Origin of the sequence: Paenibacillus vandeheii, assembly GCF_030433635.1 — a bacterium.
Taxonomy (GTDB): Bacteria; Bacillota; Bacilli; order Paenibacillales; family Paenibacillaceae; genus Paenibacillus; species Paenibacillus vandeheii.
On record NZ_JAROCD010000004.1, the window covers coordinates 51,285 to 76,701 of the forward strand.

Consider the following 25,417-nt stretch of genomic DNA (forward strand, 5'->3'; position numbering starts at 1 on the left):
TCCCCTCTCCTGTTACACACTTACATGTTCCATTCGACCCCCAGATGCGAATTCCTGCATTAAATTTGGCCCGATGCCTCCAAGAGCAACTGATCCAGCTCCTGCGTATACCATGTCACTTGCTCCTCAAGCCAATCCATGCGTTCAGCCATATACTGAATTACCGCTGCTTTATACTGACGTACTTCGTCAATGCGGAAAAACAGGTCCCCGGTACGTCTCACAAAAAGGTCTGCCGGTGTTACAGTCATCTCCTCGTCGATCGCATAACTCAGCATCAGCAGCAGCTCCTGGGGCAGAGCATGCAGCTCGGCCTTAGCCCGCGGATCAGGCATCCGCTCGTACAGTGCATCCACATTAGACCCATATACTCGGGCTAATCGCTCCGCAGCAGATCGATCAAGTCCAAGTGCGACGCCGTCCTTAATCTTGCGTTCAGCATACGCACCAAAGTTAGCAGAACCTCCGACATCTCCCCCTGAGATTGGCATTTCTTTCGTTATACATGGCCCAACGGATCTTCCCGTCTCCTGCTCCAACTGGCGGGCAGCCAGATCAACTACCATCTCGGCCATTTTGCGATACCCTGTTAATTTGCCCCCGGCAATCGTAATTAACCCCGAAGGGGCTACCCAGACTTCGTCCTTGCGTGAAATTTCAGAAGGCCCCTTGCCTTCTTCATGAATCAGCGGACGCACACCCGCCCAACCGGACTCCACATCCTCAGCACGAATCCGTACGTCCGGGAACATCCCGTTGACGGCATCGATGACATAATCCCGATCTGCCTGGGAGATTAACGGGTGTGCGGGATCATCTTCAAACACGGTATCTGTGGTTCCTACATAGGTTTTACCCTCCCGCGGGACAGCAAAGACCATTCGTCCATCCGGTGTATCAAAATATACAGCCTGCCTTAACGGAAAACGTGTGCCGTCGAATACCAGATGAATACCTTTCGTCATCTGCAATGTTTTGCCTTGGCGGGACCCATCGATCTTGCGCAGCTCGTCCACCCATGGACCGGAGGCATTAATCACTTTGGTTGCCCGCAGATCATACGATTGACCGCTAATCTGATCCACCGCCTGAATGCCTGTAACCAACCCATTCTCCTTCAGGAATGCGGCTGCCTTTACATAGTTGACGGCCTGAACGCCGCACCGTACCGCTTCCTTCATTACTTCAATGGTAAGCCGGGCATCGTCCGTCCGGTACTCCACATAGCGTCCACCACCCAGCAGCCCATCTTTGCGAAGCAAAGGCTCATTGTCCAAGACAGCTCCGGCATTTAACATTTGACGTCGTTCACTACGCTTAACTCCAGCGAGACGGTCATACACCATCAGGCCAATGGATGTGCTGAAGCGGCCAAAGGTACCCGCCGTATAGATGGGAAGCAGCATCGGTTCGGGTGTCGTCACATGGGGCCCATTCTCGTACACCACTGCTCGCTCCCGTCCCACCTCAGCAACCATCTTCACTTCAAGCTGCTTCAGATACCGCAGACCGCCATGCACCAGCTTGGTGGATCGACTTGAAGTTCCTGCCGCAAAATCCTGCATTTCCACCAGTGCTGTCTTCAATCCACGGGATGCTGCATCCAGTGCAATACCAGCTCCCGTGATTCCTCCGCCAATAATCAATATGTCAAAATGTGCATTCGCCATACGATCCAAATATTCGGTACGTTTTTCTGCCGAGAACGATGCTGTCATCCCGATTCCTCCCATTCCTTACCTTTGTTTTACTCACAAAAGCACAAAAAAAAGACCACGTCATTCGCTGCAGCAATTGCTGAGCGGTACGTGGTCTCTCCCGATCTCCAGACATCATTTTTTAACTTGTGAGTTAATCCTATCACACATTTCCGGCGGCGTGAAGGCCTGAAATGACACATTATTCAAAAAAATTTCAAAAAGTTGTTCTGCCTGCGGAGGGAATTTCAAGCTGATCCATTAATCATTTATTTTCCCTTAAAGTGGATAGTTGTTTTCTCTTCTCCAGGAAAATAAACCCTGTAAGTTATGCATCATTTTCCACCAATAAATATCATTTATTGTATAAGTTTAACGAAAAAGTACAAATGCCCATTTCACGTATTCTCTAGTCATTTGAAAACCATCGCTGCCTTCACGGCACGTTGCCACCCTGCATACAGTTCTGATCGCTCTCCTTCAGCCATAACCGGATGGAAGACACGTTCCGTATTCTCGTGATCCATCACTTCATCCGCGCTATTCCAATATCCGACTGCAAGTCCTGCCAAATAAGCCGCACCTAATGCCGTCGTTTCGTTCACAGTGGGACGCTCAACAGGGATATTCAGAATGTCACTCTGGAATTGCATCAGAAAATCATTGGCCGCCGCTCCCCCATCCACGCGCAAGGCATTGACCGAAATACCTGAATCGGATTCCATTGCCGCCAGTACATCCTTGGTTTGGTAAGCCAGTGCTTCCAGCGTTGCACGGATTAAATGTTCTTTGGTCGTTCCTCGCGTCAAGCCAAATACCGCTCCCTTAACCTCACTGTCCCAATAAGGGCTTCCCAGACCGACAAATGCTGGCACCATATAAACGCCGTCTGTAGAGGGTACGCGTGCCGCATAGTCCTCACTATCTTTGGAGGAACGAAGCATCCTTAAACCGTCACGCAGCCACTGTACCGCCGAACCCGCAACAAAAATGCTGCCTTCCAATGCATACTCGATTTTGCCATTCATTCCCCAGGCAATGGTTGTGATCAGCCCGTGATCGGACTGCACTGGCTGATCTCCGGTATTCATGAGCATGAAACATCCGGTGCCGTACGTATTTTTCATGCTTCCCTTTGTGTAACAGCCTTGACCGAATAAGGCCGACTGCTGATCTCCTGCTGCTCCGGCAATCGGAATCCGATGACCGAAGAAGTGATAGTCAACCGTATGTGCATACACCTCGGATGAACCGCGTACTTCCGGCAGCATCGCTTTGGGAATGTCCAGAATCTGCAGCAATTCGTCATCCCATTGCAGATCATAGATGTTGTACATTAAGGTTCGGGAAGCATTGGATACATCGGTGACATGTGTACCGCCGCTCAGCTTCCAGATTAGCCAGCTATCGATCGTACCAAACAGAAGCTCACCCTTCTCTGCACGCTCCCGGGCACCAGGCACATGATCCAGAATCCACTTTACCTTTGTTCCCGAGAAATAAGGGTCAATGAGCAGTCCCGTTTTGCGATGAAAAAGGTCACCCAGTCCCTTCCCCTTCAACTCATCACAAATTCCAGCCGTTTGTCTGGACTGCCAAACTACAGCATTATAGATGGGGCGGCCTGTTTCTTTGTCCCATACCACAACCGTTTCCCGCTGGTTCGTAATGCCGATGCCGGCAATCTGAACCGGCTTGATTCCACTTTCGGCCAGACATGAAGCCATCACTGCCAGAATGGAGCTCCAGATTTCATTGGCGTTCTGCTCCACCCAGCCCGGCTTGGGAAAGTATTGCGGAAATTCCTGCTGTGCAATATGCACAATCTCCCCGCTCCGGTTAAACAGAATAGCCCGGGAACTCGTCGTTCCCTGATCAAGGGCCAATATATATTTTTCCATACAGACAACCTCCTGTTGTGGGATTACTGCTTTTACGCTGTATGCGATTTCTTGTAGTGCCGAATCAGGTCCACGTTGGAAGTGGTTACTGCGGTAGCTCCGGCTTCCAAAGCCAGTTCAACCTCTTCCGGTGAGCGGATCAACCCACCTGCAATGATGGGGATACCTGTCCGTATGGATACTTCTGCAATAATATGCGAAATAACACCAGGCAGTACTTCAATATAATCCGGCTGGGTCTTGGACAGCAAAAGATAACTTTTCTCCAGCGCATTGGTATCCAGCAAAAAAATGCGCTGAATGGCTGTAATCCCTTTCTGCTTTGCCTTCTGAATTATACTGGCTCGCGTTGAGATCAGTCCTGCCGGACGAATATGCTGGCATAAATACTCTGCGGCATATTCATCGTTCTTCAGCCCCTGCACCAGATCGGCATGCAGTAATATTTTCTTGTCACGCCGCCGTGCTTCCTCCATCACACTGTGAAGCTGCGCGATGTGTGTATCCAGCACAACCCCATAGGTGTAAGGGCCTTCAATCATTGCTTCGAACTGCTTCATGCTCTTGGCAGCCGGTAACACATACTGTCCCTCAAATGGCACCTTCGTTCCTCCCGCATAAATCAGATGCCTATATTGTATAGTTCACATGGTGGAACGGCAAGGGAAGTCAGGGTCGAAAGAACATTTCTTGACGTAAGAATGGACTATTTCGTTGTCTAAACTCAAAAAAGCTGTTCATGTAACCCCGGAAGGAGCATACACGAACAGCTTAAATTATCCTGTCTATTGAACAGTAGGAGAAACCGACTTCATGGCAAATTTATGCTGAATGATCCATCAGGATCATCCTTTTAAGCCTGGGCATGCGGAAGCAAGGTTTCTTCTCCAGCCCAGCCATCCTTTTCTGCCAAGTGGCCGGAACGGCTCACTTTGGTCTGCAAATATTTTTCGTTGAAGGCCGAACGATCTCCCCACAGCGGTACACGTCCACCCACATTCAATCCCGCTTCCTGCAAAGCAGCGAGCTTCCGTGGATTGTTGGTGATCAATGTAACGGGTGCTGAACGCAATGCACGCAATACGGCAATGGCATCATCATAATTACGCGCATCATCTGTGAATCCAAGTTGCAGGTTCGCATCAACGGTATCCAAACCTTCCTCTTGCAGCAGGTATGCCATCGCTTTGCTGAACAGACCGATACCACGGCCCTCATGGTTTGCCAAGTAGAACAGCGCGCCTGCTCCGTGGGCAGCAATCATTTTCATCGATTGCTCCAGCTGGAAGCCGCAGTCACAACGTTTGCTGCCAAAAATGTCGCCTGTATGACAGATGCTGTGCATCCGAATCAGCGCTTCCTGTGCTTCGGCAAAGTCACCGTATACCAATACACTGGATTGCTGGCGTTCAGCCAGTTCGGCAGTAGCGAGCGATTCAATCAGCTCACCGCTTTCCATGGCCTTCTCCGATTTCATCCAGCTGTACCACTGGAAGGTACGTGTCTCTCCATCGAGATTCACCGGGAGCTTAATCGGACCCACGAGGTATATGAATTCTTTTCCACTCGGAAAAGTCTGAATTTTGGGGGCAAGCAGTTGAATAATATGTGAATTAATCATTAGTAAGTTCCTCCTGTTAGGCCATCTTTGGTTAGGAATGGATTCGCATCTTGACGGAAAATGGATCACTGAACGGCATATCGTACGTATCTATATTATTGTCATCATCATTAGTTACTTTATGTAAGCAAGTTTAAAATAAAAATTATGTTGTGTCAAGTAACTTTTGTTTTTAAAGTAACTACTAAATTCATGATACGTAACCGACAAGAATTTGTGTTTCATTTCAGGAATATTGGGTATGAGTTTATAAACTGCTCATACACTTATGTTGTAGTCCATCGCACTTCATGCCTCGAACTTAACGATGAGGGGGTTATCACATGATCCGCCGGAAAAGAACATGCTGGACAGCCATTCTGCTAGTCTGTGTCATGCTGGTGAGCGGATGCTCCATCTGGCCGGGACAGAACGATTCAGCGAGCAACAAAAAGGTAGCGCTTACATTATGGTACTGGAACCGTTCCATCGATGATAAGCTGATTGCCAAGGCCAAGGAAAAGTTCCCCAATATTGAACTGACCGCCCAGAAAATCGGCGGTGATTTCAAAGCAAAACTCAAAACGACACTCGCTGCGCGCTCCGGTGAGCCCGACATTGTCGCATTGAACGATTGGATCATGGAGCTTTTTCCCAGCGAGGACCGTTTCTATAATCTGTATGATCTCGGCGCAGGTGACGTCGAAGACCAATATCTGGATTGGAAATGGAAGCAAGGTGTTACGCCAGACGGGCAGATGATCGGCTTCCCCATGGATACGGGACCGACAGCTCTCTTCTACCGTGCAGATCTGTTTAAGGAGGCCGGATTGCCCTCCGAGCCTGAAGAAGTGGCTCTACAGATCAACAACTGGGATGCTTATTCTGCTGCCGGAGAAAAGATCAAGGAGAAGTTCGGAGGAAAGGTATTTCTAACCGATAATATTGGAACCGTTTACAATCAAGTATTGTCGCAAGGAACCGAACGGTATTTCCGTCCGGACGGCTCGTTTATCGGCATGGATTCGCCACTCGTCAAGCAGAGCTGGGATACCGCCGTATCCTTCAAGCAAAAAGGGCTGCTCGCCAATGCAGACGGCTGGACCCCAGGGTGGAATGCAGCGATGAATAATGGTGAGATTGCTTCCTTTGTGGGAGCGGTCTGGATGAAGCAGGTATTGCAGGAAGCCGCGCCGGATACATCGGGCAAGTGGCGAGTCACTCGCGCTCCTGGGGGAGACGGCAATAACGGCGGGTCATTCCTGTCCATTTTGAAATCGAGCAAACATCCAAAAGAAGCGTTCGAAGTCATCCAGTGGCTGCAAAGCCCGGAAAACCAGCTTGAACAGTATACAACGTTGAACCTGTTTCCATCGGCACCGGGTGTGTTTGATACACCGGCGATGAAAGAAGAAGAACCCTTCTTCGGCGGACAGGCGACAGGGCCTGTATTTGCCGAATCAGCACAGCATGTGCCAGAAGCATTCTTTGGCGAACGATACCCTTCGGTACACAACATCATAACTCGGCGGCTGAATGATATTGCAAAGCAAAATGCCAACCCGGAGCAGGTTTGGCCCGATACGGTCCACCGTGTTGAGCGGGAGTTACAGCGTTAATTCAGACACTCTTACGAGATGGCAATCCGCAAAGGAGGAATTCATATGGCTGTAACCGAACCTCGATTCACCCCGGATCCCGGTAAGGTACGTCCGGATTTGGATCGGCAGAAATCACTCTTGTCCCGGATGTGGGAACATCGTGCACTCTATGTGGCGATCTCCCCGTTTTACATTCTGTTTGCCGTATTTGGACTGTTTCCGATCGGGTTCTCCTTATATCTGGCCTTCCACAAATGGGATGGCATTGGCGTAATGACCTATAACGGACTAAACAACTTTAAATATATGCTGACTGATGCAGAATTCTGGCAAGCGGTGGGCAACACGTTCATGATCTGGATTTACTCCACCATTCCGATGCTGTTCTTTGCCCTAATTGTGGCATTCTTGCTGCATGCACCTTTTGTAAAATTCCGCACCCTGTTTCGCGTGGGCTATTTCCTGCCGAACGTGACGTCCATCGTGGCCGTCGCCATTATCTTCGGTGCCCTGTTTGCTAACAACTACGGGTTTCTCAACTACCTGTTACAGTCCGTCGGACTTCCGGTAGTGGAATGGCTTAATGCACCATGGGGCATTAAGGTAGCGATCTCCTCCATGGTCGTCTGGCGCTGGACGGGATACAACGCGGTCATCTATCTGGCCGGACTTCAGAGCATCCCCCAGACATTGTACGAGGCTGCCAAGATTGACGGCGCATCCGGAATACAGTCCTTTTTCCGCATTACAATTCCGATGCTGCGTCCCGTCATTCTGTTCACTGTCATCACATCGACGATCGGCGGCATGCAGCTGTTCACCGAACCACAAATTCTCGTGGGCAACGATGGCGGCGCAGGTGCAGCCGGGATGACCATTGTATTGTACCTTTACCGCGAATCATTCATTAACAACTACTTTGGCTATGGTGCAGCGGTTGGATGGGGCATGTTCCTCATTATTGCTCTGTTCTCGATTGTGAACTGGAAGCTCGTTCAAGGCAAGTCATCCTGATGTGACAAGGGGGGAGCGCTCATGACGTCCAAATCTCTCAAATCGCTGGTGTTGTATACCGGTCTTATCGGGGGCATGCTCATTTCCATGTTCCCGTTCTATTGGCTGATTGTAATGTCGACCCGGACGACGTCCGATATCTACAAGTTCCCACCTCAGCTCTGGTTCGGAGGTGAACTGTGGAACAATGTTAGTCGGGTGCTTCAGCAGATTGACTTCTGGGGCGCATTCATGAATACGTTGTTTGTGGCGGGCTTGGTGACGGTACTGGTGCTGTTTTTTGATTCACTGGCAGGGTTTGCGTTTGCGAAGTTTGAATTTCCGGGCAAAAAATGGCTCTTCGTCCTGCTGCTCGCCACCATGATGGTGCCTTCCCAGCTGTCGCTGGTCCCTTCCTTCGTACTTATGGCGACGTTCGGATGGGTCGGTTCCTTCAAAGCCCTTATTATCCCAGGCATGGTGAACGCCTTCGGCATCTTCTGGATTCGCCAGTATGCCACGGAGTCTATTCCGAATGACCTGCTGGATGCCGGACGCATCGATGGCTGTAATTTCTTCCGGCTCTATTGGAACGTGGCATTGCCGATTCTGCGGCCTGCCTTTGCCTTCCTCGGGGCATTCACGTTTATTGGCGTATGGAATGATTATCTCTGGCCCCTGATTGTCTTGACGGATGCGCGAAAGTATACACTGCAGATTGCGCTGTCTCAATTAAACGGATTGTACAATACGGATTATGCAATGGTTATCGCAGGTACACTGCTGGCCGTTATTCCGCTAATTGTCATGTTCCTGTTCATCAGCCGCCAGTTTATCTCCGATATTGCCGCAGGGGCGGTAAAGGATTAGGGACAGCTGCATTTTGATCCATCCCTCAAGTCTGATATTCTTATCTATAGATAAATAACAGATGCCATATAAGTTGGGTGAATAGCGCCACGTGGACGGAGGGGACAGAAAGGGCCTGGAGAAATGAAATGTTCGCATTTATAACTAAATTTCTCCCTTTGAAGAGGGATCAAAGAAATTTGGGGATAACGGCGATCGGAAGGCTTTCTGTACCCGGAGTGTAAACGTGTAACAGCATTCATTTAACTTATATATTCAAGAAAGAGGGATGACAAAATGGCTTCTTCACCCTATATGATCGGCGTAGATATCGGCACCACTTCCACGAAGGCCGTCCTGTTTGAAGAGAACGGAACCATCGTGGCTCAAGGCGGTGCCGATTACCCGCTGTATACCCCTACTCCTGCGATTGCAGAGCAGGATGCGGAAGATATTTTCAAAGCCGTCGTCGAATCGGTTAAACAGGCGACCTCCAAGGCGGGCATCAAACCGGATGAAATTCTGTTTGTCTCGTTCAGTTCAGCCATGCACAGCATTCTACCCGTCGATGAACATGGCAAACCGCTGATGCGGGCAATGACATGGGCAGACAATCGCAGTGCCGAGTGGACGGAAGCACTCAAAACCGAAATGAACGGTCACGAGATTTATTTGAGAACAGGCACACCGATTCATCCGATGTCACCCCTGACCAAAATCATGTGGTTGACCCGAGATCAACCGGAACTGTCCAAACAGACGCACAAATTCATTTCAATGAAAGAATACGTATTTTATAAATTGTTCTCCGAGTATGTGATTGACCACTCCATGGCCTCTGCCACGGGAATGATGAATCTCGAAAAGCTCGACTGGGACGAGGAAGCACTGCATGTCGCAGGCATCACTCCGAATCACCTGTCCCGCCTTGTGCCGACGACTCATCTGCTCAAGAAAGGCTTAAATCCCGAATATGCCAAGGAGATGGGTATTGCGGATACGACGCCATTTGTCATCGGGGCTAGTGACGGCGTGCTCTCCAATCTGGGCGTAAACGCCATTGATCCAGGCGTCGTGGCGGTTACCATCGGGACCAGCGGAGCGATTCGTACTGTTGTGGACAAGCCAGTCACCGATCCGAAAGGACGCTTCTTCTGTTATGCGCTCACCGAGGATGCGTGGGTGATCGGAGGCCCAGTGAACAATGGCGGGGTTATATTCCGCTGGATTCGGGATGAGTTTGCAGCATCCGAGGTAGAGACCGCGAAACGCCTCGGGATTGATCCGTACGAAGTATTGACCCGTGTTGCCGAAAATGTACCTCCAGGCTCGGAAGGCCTGTTGTTCCATCCATACATGACGGGTGAGCGGGCCCCACTCTGGAATCCGAATGCACGTGGTTCATTCTTCGGCCTGACGCTGCATCATAAGAAGGAGCATATGATTCGCGCTGCTCTCGAAGGTGTCTTGTTCAACCTGTACACCGTCATGCTGGCGATTGAAGAGAAAATCGGGCGTCCCAAAAAGATTCAGGCGACTGGCGGCTTCGCCCGCTCTGAGCTGTGGCGACAGATGATGGCTGATATTTTTGACCAGGATGTCATCATTCCTGAAAGTATCGAAAGCTCCTGCCTTGGGGCAGCTGTGTTGGGGCTTTATGCTCTTGGCCGCATCGATTCCCTCAGCGCCGTCTCCGGCATGATTGGATCGACCCATCGTCATCAGCCAGACCCGGATAGCGTTCGCATCTATCGCGAACTGCTGCCGATCTTCATCCGCATCTCCCGCAAATTCGAAGAAGAGTATGCGGATATTGCGGCTTTTCAGAATAAGACGATGCAAGAGTAGAGAAGGCATGGGGGGGGCCAAACGTTGAACATGGAATAGCTAACGAATCATAGACGTCTTATATGAGGTATATAGCATGTTTTCAAAATCTAACAAACCCGAGCCGTCTTATATCCAATTTTAGCGGTAAAAAACCGCCCCAAAATGAGCATTGCCGAAAAATAACATCTCTGCGATTCGTTAGAATCTGACTTATGCCGATTTTCGTCCAATAGCGCGTCTCAGGTTCTTTAGACACGGTTGAGAATGTTGATATACAGCCAATCCATACATGTGGAGAGTGTAGCGATGTTGGTTCGAATGAGAAGTTAATGTGGGAATACCCTCTCTTCATTCAGAGGGTATTTTTTGTCTTCTAAATCGAGCGTAAGTTAGATGCTATGGACACTCGGGGGTGGTTTACAGCTAAATGCATGTCTCTATTCTCAATGTTGGGCAGTACACATCTCGCAGCAGCCAGACGAAAAGTTTTAACGATACGAAAGGTGGAATACCAACATATGGTACAATAGGTTTGGGTAATTGTTATGATGAAAGCTGTTTTTTGGGGGGGAGACAAAGCATACTAAAAGTAAATTGTTTATGTAATACGAGATGTTGCTTTAACAAACGGTATTCATATCATTACATTGGACAATGCTGCTTCTCATCAGGAGACTGCACTGTCTTAAACCATTCTTTCGATTTTGAAAACAAGGTTGTAGAAAGTAAAAAAAACTCTTTTTGAAGTGACGGAAAACCAATACTATAGTAGGGTAACTGCATTGTGTATGTTGACATAAGCTAAACTAAAGGGTGGCGAATATTCAATGAAGGTTAAAATTCTAAACATTTTATTATCAATTTCTATAGTCAGTATTGTGTTGGTTTATGGATTAACTAAATATGATTTGGTTGAAAAGGGTAGTGCAACTAATAGCTTAGATTCAATAGAATTACCAGCAAGTGAAGAGGTCAAAGAAGAAGAGAATACATATGGTTCAAATGCAGCAAACGGAATGGTTGACGTGAAATCGGAAACAGAATCATCTGATACCGAATATATCTATTATTTAACAGAGGATAAAATCATTCAGGCGATTGATGAAGGGAAAAAAGATATGTCGTATTTTGGTGAGGATTTTAAATTACCCTTATTAACATCGACCAGCAATGATAGTACGTTTGAATACATGGATATTTTTATCGCCACACCGTACAGATTCGTGGCAATTTATTCAAGTAATCAATATGTGAAGTACGATAAGACGGCATCTATTGATGATGTTGCGAGCTTTATCAACTATGATTTTATTTCATTTTCTGCTTATCTGATGAGTGGAACGGCTAATATGCTAGACACCGAATTGATACAGGACGGAACAGTAATCGAATCATATAAGACTGATAATAATGTGAACGGAGATATGAAGATTATCTATTTTTCCGTAGATGCTATAGATTTCCGGGAACCCGCTATTCTGAAGATATTTGAAAAAGGCAATCCTGCAAACTACTCTGAATACCAGATTTCTTTTGAGGATTATGTTAAATAGAGCTTTTGTGAATTTATGTATCCCGATAATACAATTATGCGAATGGATAATCTTCGGGGGAGGTGAAAAGTTGGAACCGATTTCTAAAGAAGAAATTCCTAACGAGGTAATTAAGGAGTTAGGTGCAATAAGCAATATCAACTTCCCACGGCAGGGACATACCTCTGATGTTGGGATTATTGATTCTGAAAATGGACTTTTCGTCTTAAAGAGAACTAGGGGAGAACAATATTCAGAATGGCTGAGAAAAGAATCATCCATTTTGGAGTGTTTGTCTCAAACACATCTTCGTGTTCCAAAAGTATATCAATTTATTCAGCACCAAGATGATAATGAAGGTATCCAGTCTTGGTTGCTAATGGAGTATTTACAAGGGGAAACTATACGCAAAATTTTGACGCATGAAAATGATCCAGACACGAGGTATAACATTCTTTTCGACTTTGGAAGAAGGTTACGAGAACTTCACTCAACGCCTTGTCCTGATGAACTTAAGAGCGGTGAAAAATGGCTCGACATTATGCTCAAACAAGCTGAATATAATTTAGAGCACTATAAGGTTGATGGAACAACGGCATTACTTGAAAAATTAAAAAATAAGAAGCCCACTGATTTTGAGCAAACGCTAATTCATGGTGATTGTACAATTGATAATTTCTTGGTCTATGAGGGTAGAATTTCAGGAATCATTGATTGGAGCGGCGGAGCCTACGGAGACCCTCGTTATGATCTATCTTTAGCTATAAGACCAAAGCCAAATATTTTTCAATCAAGTAAAGACCATAATGCCTTCTTCGATGGTTATGGAAGAAAGATAATTACCGATGAAGAGTACGAGTATTTCGAAGATGGTCTCTATGAATTCTTCTGATGTAGTGAGTCGCGAATACTGCCACATCAAGTTTGTCTATTATACGCAACCCACATGTCGTAAGCTGGAACAGCTCCAAAATACGAATCGTCGTATGCGATCATTCATGAAGGCCATCCCCATATCTTCAACTAGAGGGATGGCCTTTTCATACAGAGAATTCGTTTGAATAACACATATCACATTGCTCCAAGCTTACTCATCGACTCGCTTCGCGTTGAGAATAACCTGGATTACTTATTTCAATAAAACAGAGTTTATTTCCCAATCATACTCGAATCGGTTAAAGAGATTTATATTCTCCGTGGTGCTACGCTCAATAATCGCCTCTACCTCTGATTCACTCATTCCCAATTTGAATGGTCCGATGCCTACCAACCCTATGTTCTAACCCTAACCTAAGAGGTTGATTGAGCATACGGACATAACAAAACCCCACAGAATAAAAACTGTGGAGTTAACGTTTGCTATCTTCTTATTAATTCAGATCTCTGGCTCCTTATTCATAAAACTGAAATCTCTAGATTTTAATTAATGGTTATACTTGTTGAACGCATTCTGGTCAGCCTGTACATTCTCCAGGTACACGATCTGCCCCGCATCATTCACACGAGCGATATCGATGCCTGCTTTGGCATATACCGTTCCGTCTGCCGCTTGTCCGCATACCGCCCAGTTAGTCTGGTAGCTGCCGTCAGGCTGTTGCACCCACCCGTCCCACATATGTTTTACATCCTTATTGTATTCGTAAAAAGCCTTCATAAAACCATCAAACCCTGATCTGCTGGTGCCGTTAAGCACAATCTCTGCATCCGGTGTAAACAGGGACAATAAGTCCTGCATGGCGCGCTCGTCTGTGCGTGAAGCATCAAATAAACGGAAATAGTTGTTCAACATCGTAGTTGTATTTGTGGTACTCATTTATATTCCTCCTAGAATAAAAAGCCGTTTTCCAATCTTTAAGTTCGAATATTTTCGAACTAACTGAAAAGAAATGTATCATACTTCTTATACTCCCCGCAAGGTATAGTTCGATTTTTTTCAAACATTGAAAGGTACAGCCGAATATGCTAACGTCATAGATATGAGAACTCCAACGATACCTATGGCTTCGGAACTGAAGTTGACCACGGTCTGCAATGCATTGGGTGATCCGATCCGCATGAAAATTGCACACTGTCTGGCCAGCTCTGGCGAGAAAAACTGTTCAGCCTTCGAAGTAGACCATATTTCCAAATCCACGTTGTCCCATCACATCAAAATTTTACGTGAAGCTGGCGTGATTCAGCCGCGCATTGAAGGTAAACAGCACTTTTATTCCCTACGAAAGGAAGAACTAAACGTACGTTTTCCAGGCCTCATCGAGATGATTCTGAATACAACCGAGGAATACGCTCATTAAGTGGGTCTGAGATAAAGCATCACAATGATCATGATCGCAATTCCCATAAAGGAGGCTAACCATATGGACAAAAAGGCGGCAAAGATACTGCTGAGCACCTTCTGGGGAGGTGGGGGCTGGAAAACAACCTCTCTACCCTTCTCCGGGGAGGAATTTGAATATGCCAAAAGTAAAGGTGTTATGTTCGATCCACTCACGATCACGCATGACGAGATTGTCCAGCGTCTGTACGACATGCATCAGGATGACTCGTTTAAAGAACGGGTGATTTCGGCCTTTTTACATAGTCTGTCCACCAAAAAAGTCTATCTACGCAGCGCATTACCCAGCTGGGCTTTAACATCGAACATGCCTTTACACACCTATGTGGAACGCCCTGCCCTTCACCCTAACACCAGTGCATGTGGAGATTGCAACTTCTTGCGTTTGCAGTCAGACAAGGAATATTCCAACGTCGACTTAAACGTCCTGAACTTTGAACGGATCAAGTGGGGCGGCGTGCGTCACGGTTGGCTTATCTATTGCCTGATGGATCTGGAATTACTGCTTCAGGACAACGATGCAAACTATGAAGTAACTCCTGAAGACCAAGCCATCCTGGTCAACCTGCTTGAAACAGCGCAGACGGAAGACCCCAAAGACAGTGCTCGCACACTTGAGAAAAAGTGGAAGGATCTCTTCCCTTCGAGCAAACAGGAGCGCGATGCCCTGTTGGAAATTTGGGCGGCAGCCGGCATACTGGTTCCTGGAGATAAACCGAGAAAACGCAAAGGTGGTTCCAGCGATTTCGTCTTTGCAGCAACCTGGCAAGGTGATGATGGATATAATGCGGAAGTCGCAAATCATTATTTCGGCTCCTATCTTCCTCAAAAGCAATAAAACCTGATATTCTGCTCACCTTGACGTGTGTCTGGTTACAATAATGACATCGACAGATTTCCTGTTTAACTCGTATAATAAGGGGAAATTGGTAGATGGGAGTGAAACAAGCGAGTTTATGGTATACATACTGGCTTTTATAGTGTCTTTTGCTGTCGTGGTTCTGCTTATTCCGCCGCTTGGTCGACTGGCTCACCGGCTCGATTTTGTGGACAAGCCTCGGGAAGATGTGGAGCGTAAGCTGCACAGGCAACCTATCCCGCTCACGGCGAGTTACGCGATATTTACTGGATTTTTCCTGACATACATTGCTCTGACCAAAGAAATCACATGGGAAACAGCGGCTCTGGTCGCTGGTGGTATGCTTCTGCTAACGATTGGTACCGTCGACGACTGGTACAAAACAAAAGGCAAAGATTTTCCTGCCCTGCCCAAAATGCTCGTACAAGTCTCTGCGGCCGTGCTCGTATTTGCTTCCGGCATTGCATTCACGGGATTCGTGAATCCCTTCAACTCCGAATACATCATGCTCCCGATCTGGCTGCAATTCATTCTGACGATCCTGTGGATCTTCGGTGTGACGACAGTCATTAACTTCACGGATGGCATGGACGGATTGGCAGGCGGTTTGTCTGCTATCTCGGCCATTACATTGTTCATCGTTGCAATGACCAAAGGACAAACGGATTCTGCCCTCATGGCCATTACGCTGGTCGGTGTAACACTCGGTTATCTGAAATATAACAAAGCTCCCGCCAAGGTGTTCATGGGAGATGCCGGGGCTACGTTTCTCGGCTTTATCCTGGCGGTAATCGCCCTGGACGGTGCATTTAAACAAGCGACCATGCTGTCCATTTTCATCCCGATTTTGGCTCTAGGCGTGCCGATCTTCGACAATATTTTCGTGGTCATCAAACGTTTCATCCAAGGCAAAGCCATCTATCAGGCAGATGCGAGTCAAGCACATTATCGCTTGCTGCGTGCTGGTCTGAATCATAAACAGGTAGTTGGGGTCCTGTACCTCATCAGTACCTGCCTTTGCCTCTCGTCCATTATTTTGATGCTGGTGGAGATGTAAATGTTAGAAACAAACGTTGCAACATAAGGTTGCAAACCAAAGAGACGAGCCCCCTGATCCTGTGGCTCGTCTCTTTGCTATGTCACTAACGAAGCGAATTAACCTTCTAACGGAGTAGCTATCTTGTCGTACACAAACCTCTGTCTACGCACTCTACCCTATCCAATACCCGCCCCTTTCTGGACCTGGGCGTTATATTCGCTCTTATCTTGAGGCTACAGATGACAGCGGAACCGCAGGTTTCTGCCCATCTACCCATCCCGGTCGATCCAGTTCGAGGAGACGGCGGTAGCGCTCTTCCCGAGCCAGCAATTGTTCGTGAGAACCCTGCATGGTGATCTGTCCATTTTCCATAAAAATAACTTCATCCATCCGTTCTGCTCCCATCAGGTGATGGGTGACCCAGATCATCGTTTTGCCCTGCATGCTGTCCAGAATCGTTCGCATGAGCGCTCGTTCCGTCACAGGATCAAGGCCTACGGTCGGTTCATCGAAAATAACGACTGGCGTTTCGCGAAGAAGTACCCGAGCCAGCGCAATCCGCTGTCTTTCTCCACCAGAGAAACGAAGACCGGTCTCCAGCATCGGAGTATCGTACCCCTGCGGTAAAGATTCAATGAGATCGGATAGACCTACTTGCGCGGCCACTCGCTGGATCTCCTCGTCTGTTGCATGCGGACGGCCAATTCGCAAGTTGTTGGCTACCGTCGTATCAAATAAATGCGGGCTTTGATTAAGCACCGCAATGACATCCGGTACATTCTCGCCTAGCGTTTGTACCGGAAGATCATTGATTAACACGTTCCCGGCGGATGGAAGCAACGCGCCCTGAATCAGCTTCAGAAGGGTAGACTTTCCTCCGCCACTGCGACCGAGAATAGCCAAGCGTTTGCCCTGAGGAAGATGAAGGGATACACCCTGCACTGCAAATGGAGCATCTGGCGTATAACGATAACTCACCTGATCGATCTGAATATCAGCTCGCAGCCTGGGCGGAATGCGCAAGCGAATACGTCGGTCCGATGCACTCTCTGTGCGCTCCAGGGAACCCGGCTGCTGTCCAGCTACCGAATTGCTGCTTGATACACCTGAGGTCATATCCTCTTTCACTCTGGCTGCTGCATTCGCTTCTTCAATTCCAGACTGTTCTGGCTTATGCTCTTCACCTTCCAAGTGCTGCAATCGTTCCAGCGATTCACGATACTGCGGGATATGCTCTACGGCATCACCTACTGGCAGCAATGCTTCCGTGAGTGGAAACAGCACCAGCACAAATGCAGCAATCATAACCGCAGGCAGCTGTCCAGCAGAAGCCGCACTTCCCGCCCATAAGGTCACGGATACTACCATTAGTCCGATCACGCACTGCGCAACCAGATCACGCCAGCGCGTCCATTGCCGCAAGCGGAGGCGAATCATATCTGCCTGGCCTTCAGTCTCTTCCTGCCGACGCACAAATTCTTCAGCTCGTCCACTTGCTATCCAATCTCCGAGGCCAAGCACACCATCGGTCAGACGAGTGTACAACTTGGCGTTTTCCCGCTTCAGCCGCACCCGCAACTTCCACGTCACGCGGAGGGAAATGGCAGGAAGCACGGCAACCAGAAACAACATGTACAACCCCATCCACAGTGCAAAACCCAGATCAACGGTGCCAAAGGCCACAACAGCTCCACCGTACATCATGAGCGCCGTAACCGCCGGAAATACTGTACGCAGGTAAATATCCTGCAGTCGTTCTACATCCTCTGCAAGAGCAACAAGTACGTCTCCCGTCTGCATACGAGAGCGCAGGAACAGTGCCTGCGGCTCCAAAATCCGGTACAGCTTCACGCGCTGATCCGCGAGTATACGCAAAACCGCATCATGACCGGCCAGACGTTCGACATATCGGAATACGGCACGGAAAATCCCAAATGCACGAACACCCACGATAGGTACATATACCATCAAAATATTTTCAGGACGGAGCGCTGACTTGGAGATCAGAAACCCGGAGGTGAAGAGCAGCAGCACAGCACACAATGTAGCGCATATCCCCAGCGCAATGACTGCCACCAATCTCCAGCGGTACTGTGCCACGTACGGAGTGATCCAACTATTCTTTTCGCTCTCGCTATGGGCTGTTTCTGTCTGCTCGTATCCGGCTTTCATCTCATACCGCCTCCATCTGGGCCTGAATCATCTGGTAATATACGCCTTGTCGTGCCAACAATTCCTCATGTGTTCCTGTCTCTGCAACGGTGCCGCCATCCATTACGATTATCCTGTCCATATGGGGCATCCAGTGCAGTCGATGTGTCGCCAGAAACACCAACTTGCCCTCAAACAGCGGCAGCATCGTCTGTTTCAGTTCATACTCGGTCTCCACATCCAGATGAGCGGTCGGCTCATCCAGCAGGAGAATCGGGCGCGCACTAAGCAGGGCTCTCGCCAAAGCCACCCGCTGTTCCTGTCCGCCGCTGAGCTGCCTTCCCCCGGCCCCAATCAGCTCCTGCAATCCATTCGACAATGAGGAAGCAAGCTTATGCAAACCAGCTGCGTGAATGGCTTCTGCCACCTCCGCATCCGAAGCTTCCGGCATATAGAATCGAATGTTATCCGCCAGACTGCCACTGAAAATGTATGGATGCTGCGGGATAGCAGCCGTTTGTTTACGCCAATCCTCCATCATCTCTGGAGATAAGGGCTGGCCGTTGTATAAGAATTGGCCTGAAGTGAGTGGCTGGAAGCCTGCCAATACATCAATCAAGGTTGATTTCCCTGCTCCGCTGGCTCCAATAATCCCTACTTTGCCAAGACCGGAAACCTGAAACGTCACATCATTCAGCGAGCATGGCCCATCTTCCTCATGCCGCACCTGTACGTTGGTGAGAGCTACTCTACAGGTCGCCTCCCAGAACGGTTTCGATGAGGAAGCAGCGACGCCACTCCGATCACTTACCTCACGCAAAACCACCCGTATGGTGGATGGAGGCACATCGCTTGGGCCAGAAAAAGGCTCAGGCGAAGAGGAGTCTCCGTTCTTTTCTGACACATCATGCAGAACAGCACTCGTGTATTCTTCCTTTTGCTTACGTTCAGCCAATTTCCCTCGTTCAATCATCTGACTGATCGCTTCCCCGGCCTCTTTGCCATCCAATGTGGCGTGGTAATCTGCGCCTACCATTCGTACAGGCAAGAAGTATTCGGGTGCGAGAATGAGTACAGTCAGCGCCGGCCCAAGCAGCATATGCCCATCCGTTAGCCGCAGCCCCAAACCAACCGCCACCGAAGCCACCGACAGCATGGTGAAGAAATCGAGTGCGAAAGAGGACAGAAAAGCCATGCGCAGGGTAGACATCGTAGCCTTACGATAACGCTGGCTGACCCGAATAATTGTCTCGCCATGTCTGCCGCTCTGTCCCAGTGTTTTCAGTGTCTCCAATCCACGCAGCGTATCCACAAAATGGTTCGCCAGCGCTTTGTAAGACTTGAACTGTCCATCAATCTTCCGCTGTGCAGCCAAACCCACCAGAATCATAAACACGATCAGGATGGGCAGCGTCAGCGTCAAAATAACCCCGGACATCATATCCAGCTTGAAGACGTACAACAGAATAACGATTGGCGTGAATCCCATCCCCAGCATTCGAGGAATAAACAGTTCCACATACGTCTTATACTGGGCTGTTCCTTCGCGCGCCAACGTGACCAGGTGCCCTGTTCCCTCCGTTTTGGCAAAACGCGGCCCCAGCCGGAACCACTGCTCCACCATCTGCCTGCGCAGATCGTTTCCTGTCTCCTCCGCATATCGCGAAGCGATGAGCTGCAACCAGAAGGAGATGGCATAGCGGGCAGCAAAAGCAGCCAGGAACCACAGCAGCACCGGGTACTGCTCCGTTACGGTCGAACCTTCAAACAAAGCCGTAATGGCCTGTGCCAGCCATTTGGCCTGCATAATAATTGTCATCGCCTGCAACAGCACCAGCGCTGAGGCCAGCGCGAGTACCGGCCGGATACCCGGCAGCTTTAGCAGCCCCCGTCCCATCTCAGTACTCCAAGTGATGCTGATCGTTCAGACGTTTGCGGAAAATGTAATAACTCCAGATCTGATAGCCGAGTACAAACGGAAGCAGCGTACAAGCCACAATGGTCATCACTTTCAGCGAATATGCACCGGATGAAGCGTTGTAGACCGTCAGGTCAAACGCCGAACCCATTGAACTCACCATGACCCTTGGGAACAGACCGATGAATACGGAAGCAAACGCGATTGCAATCACGGCTCCCGTCATGCCGAAGGCCCAGGCTTCACGTTTCTGACGCACGAAGTAAGCGGCCAAACCCAATGCAGCAGCACCCAGGACAACCATAATCCAGAGTGCCCAGCCGCGCACAGCGAACACATTGGTCATGAAGTATGTCATCACAGCGTAGACCGCGAGGATCGCGGCCAGCGGCAGCATCAGTTTTTTAGCTGTATTCAGGGCACGTTCTCTGAGATCTCCAACGGTTCGTAATGAAGCAAACAGCAGACCATGGACTAGACACAACAACGTCACGCTCAACCCACCTACCACCGTATATGGATTGACGATGTCCAGGAAGCCGGGGCGAAGCTGCATCTGCGCATCAATAGGTAGGCCTTTCATCAAGGTAGCGAAAACAACCCCGAACAAGAACGGCAGCAACGCACTGGAGACCACGATGATGATGTCCCAAGTTTTGCGCCAGCGTTCATGTCTCATCTTGCTGCGGAATTCAAAGGCAACTCCGCGGCCGATCAAGGCCAGCAGCACCACCACCAGCGGCAGATAAAAACCGCTGAACAGCGTGGCATACCAGTGCGGGAAAGCTGCAAACATTGCACCCCCCGCCGTAATCAGCCAAACCTCATTGCCATCCCAGAACGGACCGATCGAGTTGATCAGCGTACGACGTTCACGATCCGTTTTGCCGATGATTGCCGTGGACATGCCCACACCAAAATCAAAACCTTCCAGAAAGAAAAAACCAACAAACAAGACGGCAATCAGTAAAAACCACAACTCACTTAGTGACAACAGAATAACCCCCATCCACGCCGAACGGATCGGCCGATTCATCATGCTCCTCCGGCTTTTCGACTGCATATGGCCCGGCCTTGATTTCACGAACGAACAGATAAACCATCACAATGCCGAGAACCGTATACGCTGCTGTAAACGCAATGGTGGAGAACAATATCTGTCCTGCGCTTACGTTCGGGGATACCCCGGCTGCAGTCGTCATGTAGCCAAATACCGTCCACGGCTGCCTTCCTACCTCAGTCATAATCCAGCCCGATGTATTGGCGATAAATGGCAGGGAGATGGCGAACACCATCAGACGCATAAACCACTTGCCTGCTCCCTCCAACTTGCGGCGCATCGCCAGGAATGTACCGTATATAGCCAGCAAAATCATCAATCCGCCCGCAGCAATCATGACGCGGAAGCTCCAGAATGTCGTCCGGACTGGTGGAATATAGTCGCCTGGTCCATACGTTTGCTCGTACTCCGCTTGCAGTTCTTTCATGCCTTTGACACTGCCGGAGAACTTGCTATAGGACAGATAACTGAGCAATCCAGGGATCTTGATCTCGCCGGAATTCTCCTGTTTGTTCGGATCGATAAAGGCCACCACCGTCCATGGGGCAGGGTCTTCCGTCGTCGTCCATGTTCCTTCACTGGCGGCCATTTTCATCGGCTGCGTCTCCACCAGATATTGCGCCTGGAAGTGACCCGAGAAAGCAACCCCCAACGAGGAAACCAGACCAATAATGATGGCAATGTTAAATGATTTGCGGAAAATCTCCACATCCTGCTTTTTCATCAACTTGTAAGCACTAATCCCCGTTACCACAAATGCTCCTGTCATCAAGGCGCCAAAAATCGTGTGCGGGAACTCCACCAGCAGTTGACCATTCGTAATCAGTGCAAAGAAGTCATTCATCTCGGCGCGGCCATTATTAATCTCGAAGCCAACCGGATGCTGCATGAATGAATTGGCTGCCAGAATCCAGAGCGCAGACAGGAATGTTCCAACAAATACCAGCCAGATGCAGGCCAAGTGCACTTTTTTGGACAAACGATCCCATCCGAAAATCCAGAGTCCAATAAAGGTAGACTCCATAAAAAACGCCAATAAGGCTTCCACAGCCAGTGGCGCACCAAATACATCCCCAACAAAGCGGGAGTACTCCGACCAGTTCATGCCGAACTGGAATTCTTGCAGAATGCCTGTGACCACACCGACAGCAAAGTTAATCAGGAACAATTTACCCCAGAATTTGGCCATCGTTTTGTAAACTTCCTTACCCTTCACTACGTACAACGTCTCCATAATCGCTACCAGCAGCACAAGACCGATGGACAGCGGCACAAAAAAGAAATGGAAAATCGTTGTGAGCGCATATTGGATACGCGATAACATGATCGGATCCATACCGTTACCCCTTCTTTCTGTTCCTTCGCAGTTTTCGTATTTGGCATTGAAGCCCCTTCTTCAGTTTCTGTCAGCCAAACACGTATTGATGAACGTATTGTGCCAGATAGACTATTTTATACATGTGACAATTATCACAAACCCTGCCATGACAGCAAAAAAAAGTGACGATGGTCACACAATAGAAAAAATTAAGCCTAATCTTTGGGCTTGCCAGCTTCCTCTATTCGCGGAAGATGCTCATGTTTGGGACGCAACGCCCATATGTTAGTGTCAGGCATAAAATACACTGTGCAAAAAAGGCATTACATATTGAACCATTGGTTTCATTGATATCATTCAAAGCAACGACGATCCAAAAATCTCCGATGACGTTGCTTCAATTCTTGAACGGACAAAATTGCAATTCAAGTGAGGTGATTTATTAATGGAAGAGTTGTCTCCAATCCCGGACGCGGAGCCGTATCACGGGGTAGATGCAGAATCAAGTACGGCTCTGCCTGCCTTTCGCTATGTTCTTTTCCCCCGAAAGGGCGGGTGGTCTGCTTTTCCCTATCCAGACATCGCTGCTCTGATGGTCGCGGAAGGGCCTGTCTACTATGTCAGCAGCCTGGAGCGCTCCGAGGAAATGCCTGCGAATATCACTGTCATCACACTTCCCGAAGCTGAACAATTGTTGCAGGAGCCCCGAACGGTTGCAGTGGTTGCTCATCCCTACTGGCTGACCGCCTCAGCCTCGCTCAATCCGGAGCTTTGTATTGTGCTTCTTCCCGAGCCGGTTGGTGAAGAAGCGGAGTCCCCCTTGTGGGAAAGCTGCATTTCAAGACTGGTCGGAATCGCCGATCTGGTGGGCACCACTTCAGAAACACGCTATATGAAGCTGGTATTCCAGGGTGTACGTGCCATCTGGCTAAATGGAGAAGATACCTCTCCTGCTGGTGTCATGCAAAAGGATGATCTCGAAGTGCTTCTCCGGGACTATGAACTGCTATTCCTGCATGCGCTGCGACAGACCCTCTCGGGTGTTCAGGATACGGTTACCCGGCTGCAATGCAGTGTGCGCGCCGACTTCTATCGTCAGCTTCGATCCAAAGCAGGAGCGCATGAGACGATTTCCTTTTTGATGGCCGCCTATGAATATGTGCTCGAAGATTCCAGAGCGGCCGCTTCGCTCAAGGAGGCCTTCTCCCACGCAGTATTAAACGGCCGCAATGATTGTGTGAGCTCCCACTATCGATTCCTATCCGCTATTCATGCGAGGACCGGGGAAATCGAGAATGCGTTGCAGGTGTATGGAATCAGCGCTGGCAACGAGCAGGAACGGCACCATTATGAACAGCTCTGCCGCTGGCTGGAGGCCGGGGAGGACCAGCTCGTTCAGGCTGAACTGCTGCGTCTGAATGATGATTACGGAAACGCATTGCACATTTTGGATGAACTCGGCGGCGAAACGGCACGACATTGGAAATTTCGTATCTATCAGGAGACTGGGCGTGTGGAAGATGCATTGGATTTGGTGCACGCAGTGGATATTCAGGATAACGCCAGCCGACAGGACTATCGGCAGTTATCGGGTCTAGCACTGGCTCTGCGCGGAGAACGGCACGGAGCGGTGAGACAATTTTTGGAGATGGCGCTGGAGGATGAAGATGCTCTTGCCCGGATCGTCGAGATGGAGCTGCTGGATCATGCCGTCCAGCAATTGCTGGGGGAGGTGCCATAATGATGCTGGACCCGAAGAAACGAAGACAACATGTAAATGGACCGATGGTGCATAGGGATATACGATCCGAGACATCTCATACTCTAACGGAAGCGCCGCAATCACCGCACGCTGAGCCACTGGAAACTGGCGATAACCATCTGGAAAATGCGCTGAGTCCGTTGGATATCCGAAGTGAAACCCATCAAAGATATAGCACAGAGCACCCAGGAAATCAGGATGCTGTAAAGCACAAGGATACAGGCCTATTCAGAGAGCCGTTTTCCGTTCGTCGGGTTCGTAAAAGTCAGGACAATAAACTGACCGCCATGCTACAGGTGCGTAACGAGCGCGGACGATATCTGGAGGAAGTGCTGGACGATCTGAGTGAATTCGTGGATGAAATTGTCATTGTGGATGATGCCAGCACAGATGGAACACCAGATATATGCAGAGCCTACCCAAAGGTCGTTCGTCTGGAAGTGTTGGAAAAGCCGTTATTTGCGGAGGAGTGGCGATTACGTAACGCTCTGTGGCAGGCAGCGGCAGGAACCTCGCCGGACTGGTTGCTCTCGGTCGATGCCGATGAGCTGTACAGTGCGGAAGCCAAGAAAGCGATACGCGCTCTGATTAACCAGGATCATTCGGACTGGATTGCTTTCCGTTTCTACGATATGTGGGGCGGCCGAACCCACTATCGGGAAGATGACCTTTGGGGGCTTCACCGCCGGCATACCGCTTCCTTGGTTCGTTATATGCCGGGTTATCCCTACTTTTATCCGCAGCAAAATCATCATGTGCCTCGCCTTCCCTTGCCCTGCACCGTATTGCCCGGAATCAGCACGGAGTTGAAAGTCCAGCATCTTGGCTGGGCAGGAAGTCTGGAGGATCGGGTTCGGAAATACTTGCGTTATAAACGAATTGATCCACACGGCGAGTGGGGCAGCCTGGAACACTATGAATCGATTCTTGATCCGGAGCCCCGACTGATTCCGTGGAAGGAGGAGCAGTGAG

20 protein-coding genes are annotated in these 25,417 nt (G+C 49.1%); 11 read left to right on the top strand and 9 right to left on the bottom strand.

All coding sequences use genetic code 11. The features are described from left to right. Nucleotides 1–59: 59 nt before the first annotated feature. From P5G61_RS08295 to P5G61_RS08310, 4 genes are all read right to left on the bottom strand, one after another. A complete protein-coding gene (locus tag P5G61_RS08295) occupies nt 60–1,718 on the bottom strand; it encodes a glycerol-3-phosphate dehydrogenase/oxidase (protein ID WP_301246041.1) in 1,659 nt (552 codons plus the stop codon). 392 nt (nt 1,719–2,110) lie between these two features. After that, nucleotides 2,111–3,598, bottom strand: a complete 1,488-nt coding sequence (gene glpK / locus P5G61_RS08300; protein WP_301246042.1) for a glycerol kinase GlpK — start codon at nt 3,596–3,598, stop codon at nt 2,111–2,113. A gap of 32 nt (nt 3,599–3,630) precedes the next feature. Continuing rightward, nucleotides 3,631–4,200: a glycerol-3-phosphate responsive antiterminator gene (locus P5G61_RS08305; protein ID WP_301246043.1), complete on the bottom strand. Its 570-nt coding sequence runs from the start codon at nt 4,198–4,200 to the stop codon at nt 3,631–3,633. Nucleotides 4,201–4,451: 251 nt separating this feature from the next. Beyond that, complete coding sequence (locus tag P5G61_RS08310) at nt 4,452–5,219, bottom strand: GTP cyclohydrolase II (RefSeq protein ID WP_024629861.1); 768 nt, start codon at nt 5,217–5,219, stop codon at nt 4,452–4,454. Nucleotides 5,220–5,542: 323 nt separating this feature from the next. Here P5G61_RS08310 and P5G61_RS08315 point away from each other — a divergent pair, with 323 nt between their 5' ends. The 6 genes from P5G61_RS08315 (at nt 5,543) to P5G61_RS08340 (ending at nt 12,895) form a co-directional block, all read left to right on the top strand. Next, on the top strand, nt 5,543–6,817 hold the full coding sequence (locus P5G61_RS08315) for an ABC transporter substrate-binding protein (protein WP_079347916.1): 1,275 nt from the start codon (nt 5,543–5,545) through the stop codon (nt 6,815–6,817). Nucleotides 6,818–6,946: 129 nt separating this feature from the next. Continuing rightward, complete coding sequence (locus P5G61_RS08320; protein ID WP_053782902.1) at nt 6,947–7,813, top strand: carbohydrate ABC transporter permease; 867 nt, start codon at nt 6,947–6,949, stop codon at nt 7,811–7,813. Nucleotides 7,814–7,834: 21 nt separating this feature from the next. Further along, on the top strand, nt 7,835–8,662 hold the full coding sequence (locus P5G61_RS08325) for a carbohydrate ABC transporter permease (RefSeq protein ID WP_079347918.1): 828 nt from the start codon (nt 7,835–7,837) through the stop codon (nt 8,660–8,662). A gap of 276 nt (nt 8,663–8,938) precedes the next feature. Continuing rightward, nucleotides 8,939–10,489: a gluconokinase gene (gene gntK / locus P5G61_RS08330; RefSeq protein ID WP_301246044.1), complete on the top strand. Its 1,551-nt coding sequence runs from the start codon at nt 8,939–8,941 to the stop codon at nt 10,487–10,489. Between the two features lie 809 nt (nt 10,490–11,298). Then, a complete protein-coding gene (locus P5G61_RS08335; protein WP_301246045.1) occupies nt 11,299–12,024 on the top strand; it encodes a hypothetical protein in 726 nt (241 codons plus the stop codon). A gap of 70 nt (nt 12,025–12,094) precedes the next feature. After that, nucleotides 12,095–12,895 carry a phosphotransferase family protein gene (locus P5G61_RS08340; protein ID WP_079695488.1) on the top strand — a complete coding sequence of 267 codons (801 nt, stop codon included), beginning with the start codon at nt 12,095–12,097 and terminating at the stop codon, nt 12,893–12,895. Nucleotides 12,896–13,426: 531 nt separating this feature from the next. On the opposite strand, the gene P5G61_RS08345 is transcribed toward P5G61_RS08340, so the two are convergent. Further along, nucleotides 13,427–13,816 carry a nuclear transport factor 2 family protein gene (locus P5G61_RS08345; RefSeq protein ID WP_301246046.1) on the bottom strand — a complete coding sequence of 130 codons (390 nt, stop codon included), beginning with the start codon at nt 13,814–13,816 and terminating at the stop codon, nt 13,427–13,429. Between the two features lie 163 nt (nt 13,817–13,979). Between P5G61_RS08345 and P5G61_RS08350 the strand changes: the two genes are divergently transcribed. The 3 genes from P5G61_RS08350 to P5G61_RS08360 all read left to right on the top strand — a co-directional run bounded on the left by P5G61_RS08350 (nt 13,980) and on the right by P5G61_RS08360 (nt 16,254). Further along, entirely contained in the window at nt 13,980–14,297 is a 318-nt protein-coding gene (locus tag P5G61_RS08350) for an ArsR/SmtB family transcription factor (RefSeq protein ID WP_301246047.1), read from the top strand. A 63-nt stretch (nt 14,298–14,360) separates the two neighbouring features. Further along, nucleotides 14,361–15,176 carry a hypothetical protein gene (locus P5G61_RS08355; protein ID WP_301246048.1) on the top strand — a complete coding sequence of 272 codons (816 nt, stop codon included), beginning with the start codon at nt 14,361–14,363 and terminating at the stop codon, nt 15,174–15,176. 118 nt (nt 15,177–15,294) lie between these two features. After that, the gene (locus P5G61_RS08360; protein ID WP_301246049.1) at nt 15,295–16,254 is read left to right on the top strand and encodes an MraY family glycosyltransferase; all 960 of its coding nucleotides are present in this window, start codon (nt 15,295–15,297) and stop codon (nt 16,252–16,254) included. A gap of 204 nt (nt 16,255–16,458) precedes the next feature. Here the strand turns inward: P5G61_RS08360 and cydC are convergent, their stop codons facing one another. Genes cydC through P5G61_RS08380 form a run of 4 tightly spaced genes read right to left on the bottom strand, consistent with a single transcriptional unit; the run spans nt 16,459 to nt 22,701 of the window. After that, nucleotides 16,459–18,408, bottom strand: a complete 1,950-nt coding sequence (gene cydC / locus P5G61_RS08365) for a thiol reductant ABC exporter subunit CydC (protein WP_301246050.1) — start codon at nt 18,406–18,408, stop codon at nt 16,459–16,461. Nucleotide 18,409: 1 nt separating this feature from the next. Beyond that, on the bottom strand, nt 18,410–20,284 hold the full coding sequence (cydD, locus tag P5G61_RS08370; RefSeq protein ID WP_301246051.1) for a thiol reductant ABC exporter subunit CydD: 1,875 nt from the start codon (nt 20,282–20,284) through the stop codon (nt 18,410–18,412). Between the two features lies 1 nt (nt 20,285). Next, the gene (gene cydB, locus P5G61_RS08375; protein WP_301246332.1) at nt 20,286–21,302 is read right to left on the bottom strand and encodes a cytochrome d ubiquinol oxidase subunit II; all 1,017 of its coding nucleotides are present in this window, start codon (nt 21,300–21,302) and stop codon (nt 20,286–20,288) included. Further along, entirely contained in the window at nt 21,286–22,701 is a 1,416-nt protein-coding gene (locus tag P5G61_RS08380; protein WP_301246052.1) for a cytochrome ubiquinol oxidase subunit I, read from the bottom strand. Before P5G61_RS08380 ends, cydB begins: the two co-directional genes overlap by 17 nt. Before the next feature lie 427 nt (nt 22,702–23,128). Here P5G61_RS08380 and P5G61_RS08385 point away from each other — a divergent pair, with 427 nt between their 5' ends. After that, nucleotides 23,129–24,424: a hypothetical protein gene (locus tag P5G61_RS08385; protein ID WP_301246053.1), complete on the top strand. Its 1,296-nt coding sequence runs from the start codon at nt 23,129–23,131 to the stop codon at nt 24,422–24,424. Continuing rightward, nucleotides 24,424–25,416, top strand: a complete 993-nt coding sequence (locus P5G61_RS08390) for a glycosyltransferase (RefSeq protein WP_301246054.1) — start codon at nt 24,424–24,426, stop codon at nt 25,414–25,416. Before P5G61_RS08385 ends, P5G61_RS08390 begins: the two co-directional genes overlap by 1 nt. Nucleotide 25,417 lies beyond the last annotated feature (1 nt).

What these genes read in the sequence shown, in the direction of transcription:
- P5G61_RS08335 (WP_301246045.1), top strand. Translation starts at nt 11,299, where the DNA reads ATGAAGGTTAAAATTCTAAACATTTTATTATCAATTTCTATAGTCAGT.
- P5G61_RS08315 (WP_079347916.1), top strand. Translation starts at nt 5,543, where the DNA reads ATGATCCGCCGGAAAAGAACATGCTGGACAGCCATTCTGCTAGTCTGT.
- P5G61_RS08350 (WP_301246047.1), top strand. Translation starts at nt 13,980, where the DNA reads ATGAGAACTCCAACGATACCTATGGCTTCGGAACTGAAGTTGACCACG.
- cydD (WP_301246051.1), bottom strand. Translation starts at nt 20,284, where the DNA reads ATGGGACGGGGGCTGCTAAAGCTGCCGGGTATCCGGCCGGTACTCGCG.
- P5G61_RS08325 (WP_079347918.1), top strand. Translation starts at nt 7,835, where the DNA reads ATGACGTCCAAATCTCTCAAATCGCTGGTGTTGTATACCGGTCTTATC.
- P5G61_RS08360 (WP_301246049.1), top strand. Translation starts at nt 15,295, where the DNA reads ATGGTATACATACTGGCTTTTATAGTGTCTTTTGCTGTCGTGGTTCTG.
- P5G61_RS08345 (WP_301246046.1), bottom strand. Translation starts at nt 13,816, where the DNA reads ATGAGTACCACAAATACAACTACGATGTTGAACAACTATTTCCGTTTA.
- P5G61_RS08310 (WP_024629861.1), bottom strand. Translation starts at nt 5,219, where the DNA reads ATGATTAATTCACATATTATTCAACTGCTTGCCCCCAAAATTCAGACT.
- glpK (WP_301246042.1), bottom strand. Translation starts at nt 3,598, where the DNA reads ATGGAAAAATATATATTGGCCCTTGATCAGGGAACGACGAGTTCCCGG.
- P5G61_RS08355 (WP_301246048.1), top strand. Translation starts at nt 14,361, where the DNA reads ATGGACAAAAAGGCGGCAAAGATACTGCTGAGCACCTTCTGGGGAGGT.
- P5G61_RS08390 (WP_301246054.1), top strand. Translation starts at nt 24,424, where the DNA reads ATGATGCTGGACCCGAAGAAACGAAGACAACATGTAAATGGACCGATG.
- cydC (WP_301246050.1), bottom strand. Translation starts at nt 18,408, where the DNA reads ATGAAAGCCGGATACGAGCAGACAGAAACAGCCCATAGCGAGAGCGAA.
- P5G61_RS08295 (WP_301246041.1), bottom strand. Translation starts at nt 1,718, where the DNA reads ATGACAGCATCGTTCTCGGCAGAAAAACGTACCGAATATTTGGATCGT.
- P5G61_RS08385 (WP_301246053.1), top strand. Translation starts at nt 23,129, where the DNA reads ATGGAAGAGTTGTCTCCAATCCCGGACGCGGAGCCGTATCACGGGGTA.
- gntK (WP_301246044.1), top strand. Translation starts at nt 8,939, where the DNA reads ATGGCTTCTTCACCCTATATGATCGGCGTAGATATCGGCACCACTTCC.
- P5G61_RS08380 (WP_301246052.1), bottom strand. Translation starts at nt 22,701, where the DNA reads ATGGATCCGATCATGTTATCGCGTATCCAATATGCGCTCACAACGATT.
- P5G61_RS08320 (WP_053782902.1), top strand. Translation starts at nt 6,947, where the DNA reads ATGTGGGAACATCGTGCACTCTATGTGGCGATCTCCCCGTTTTACATT.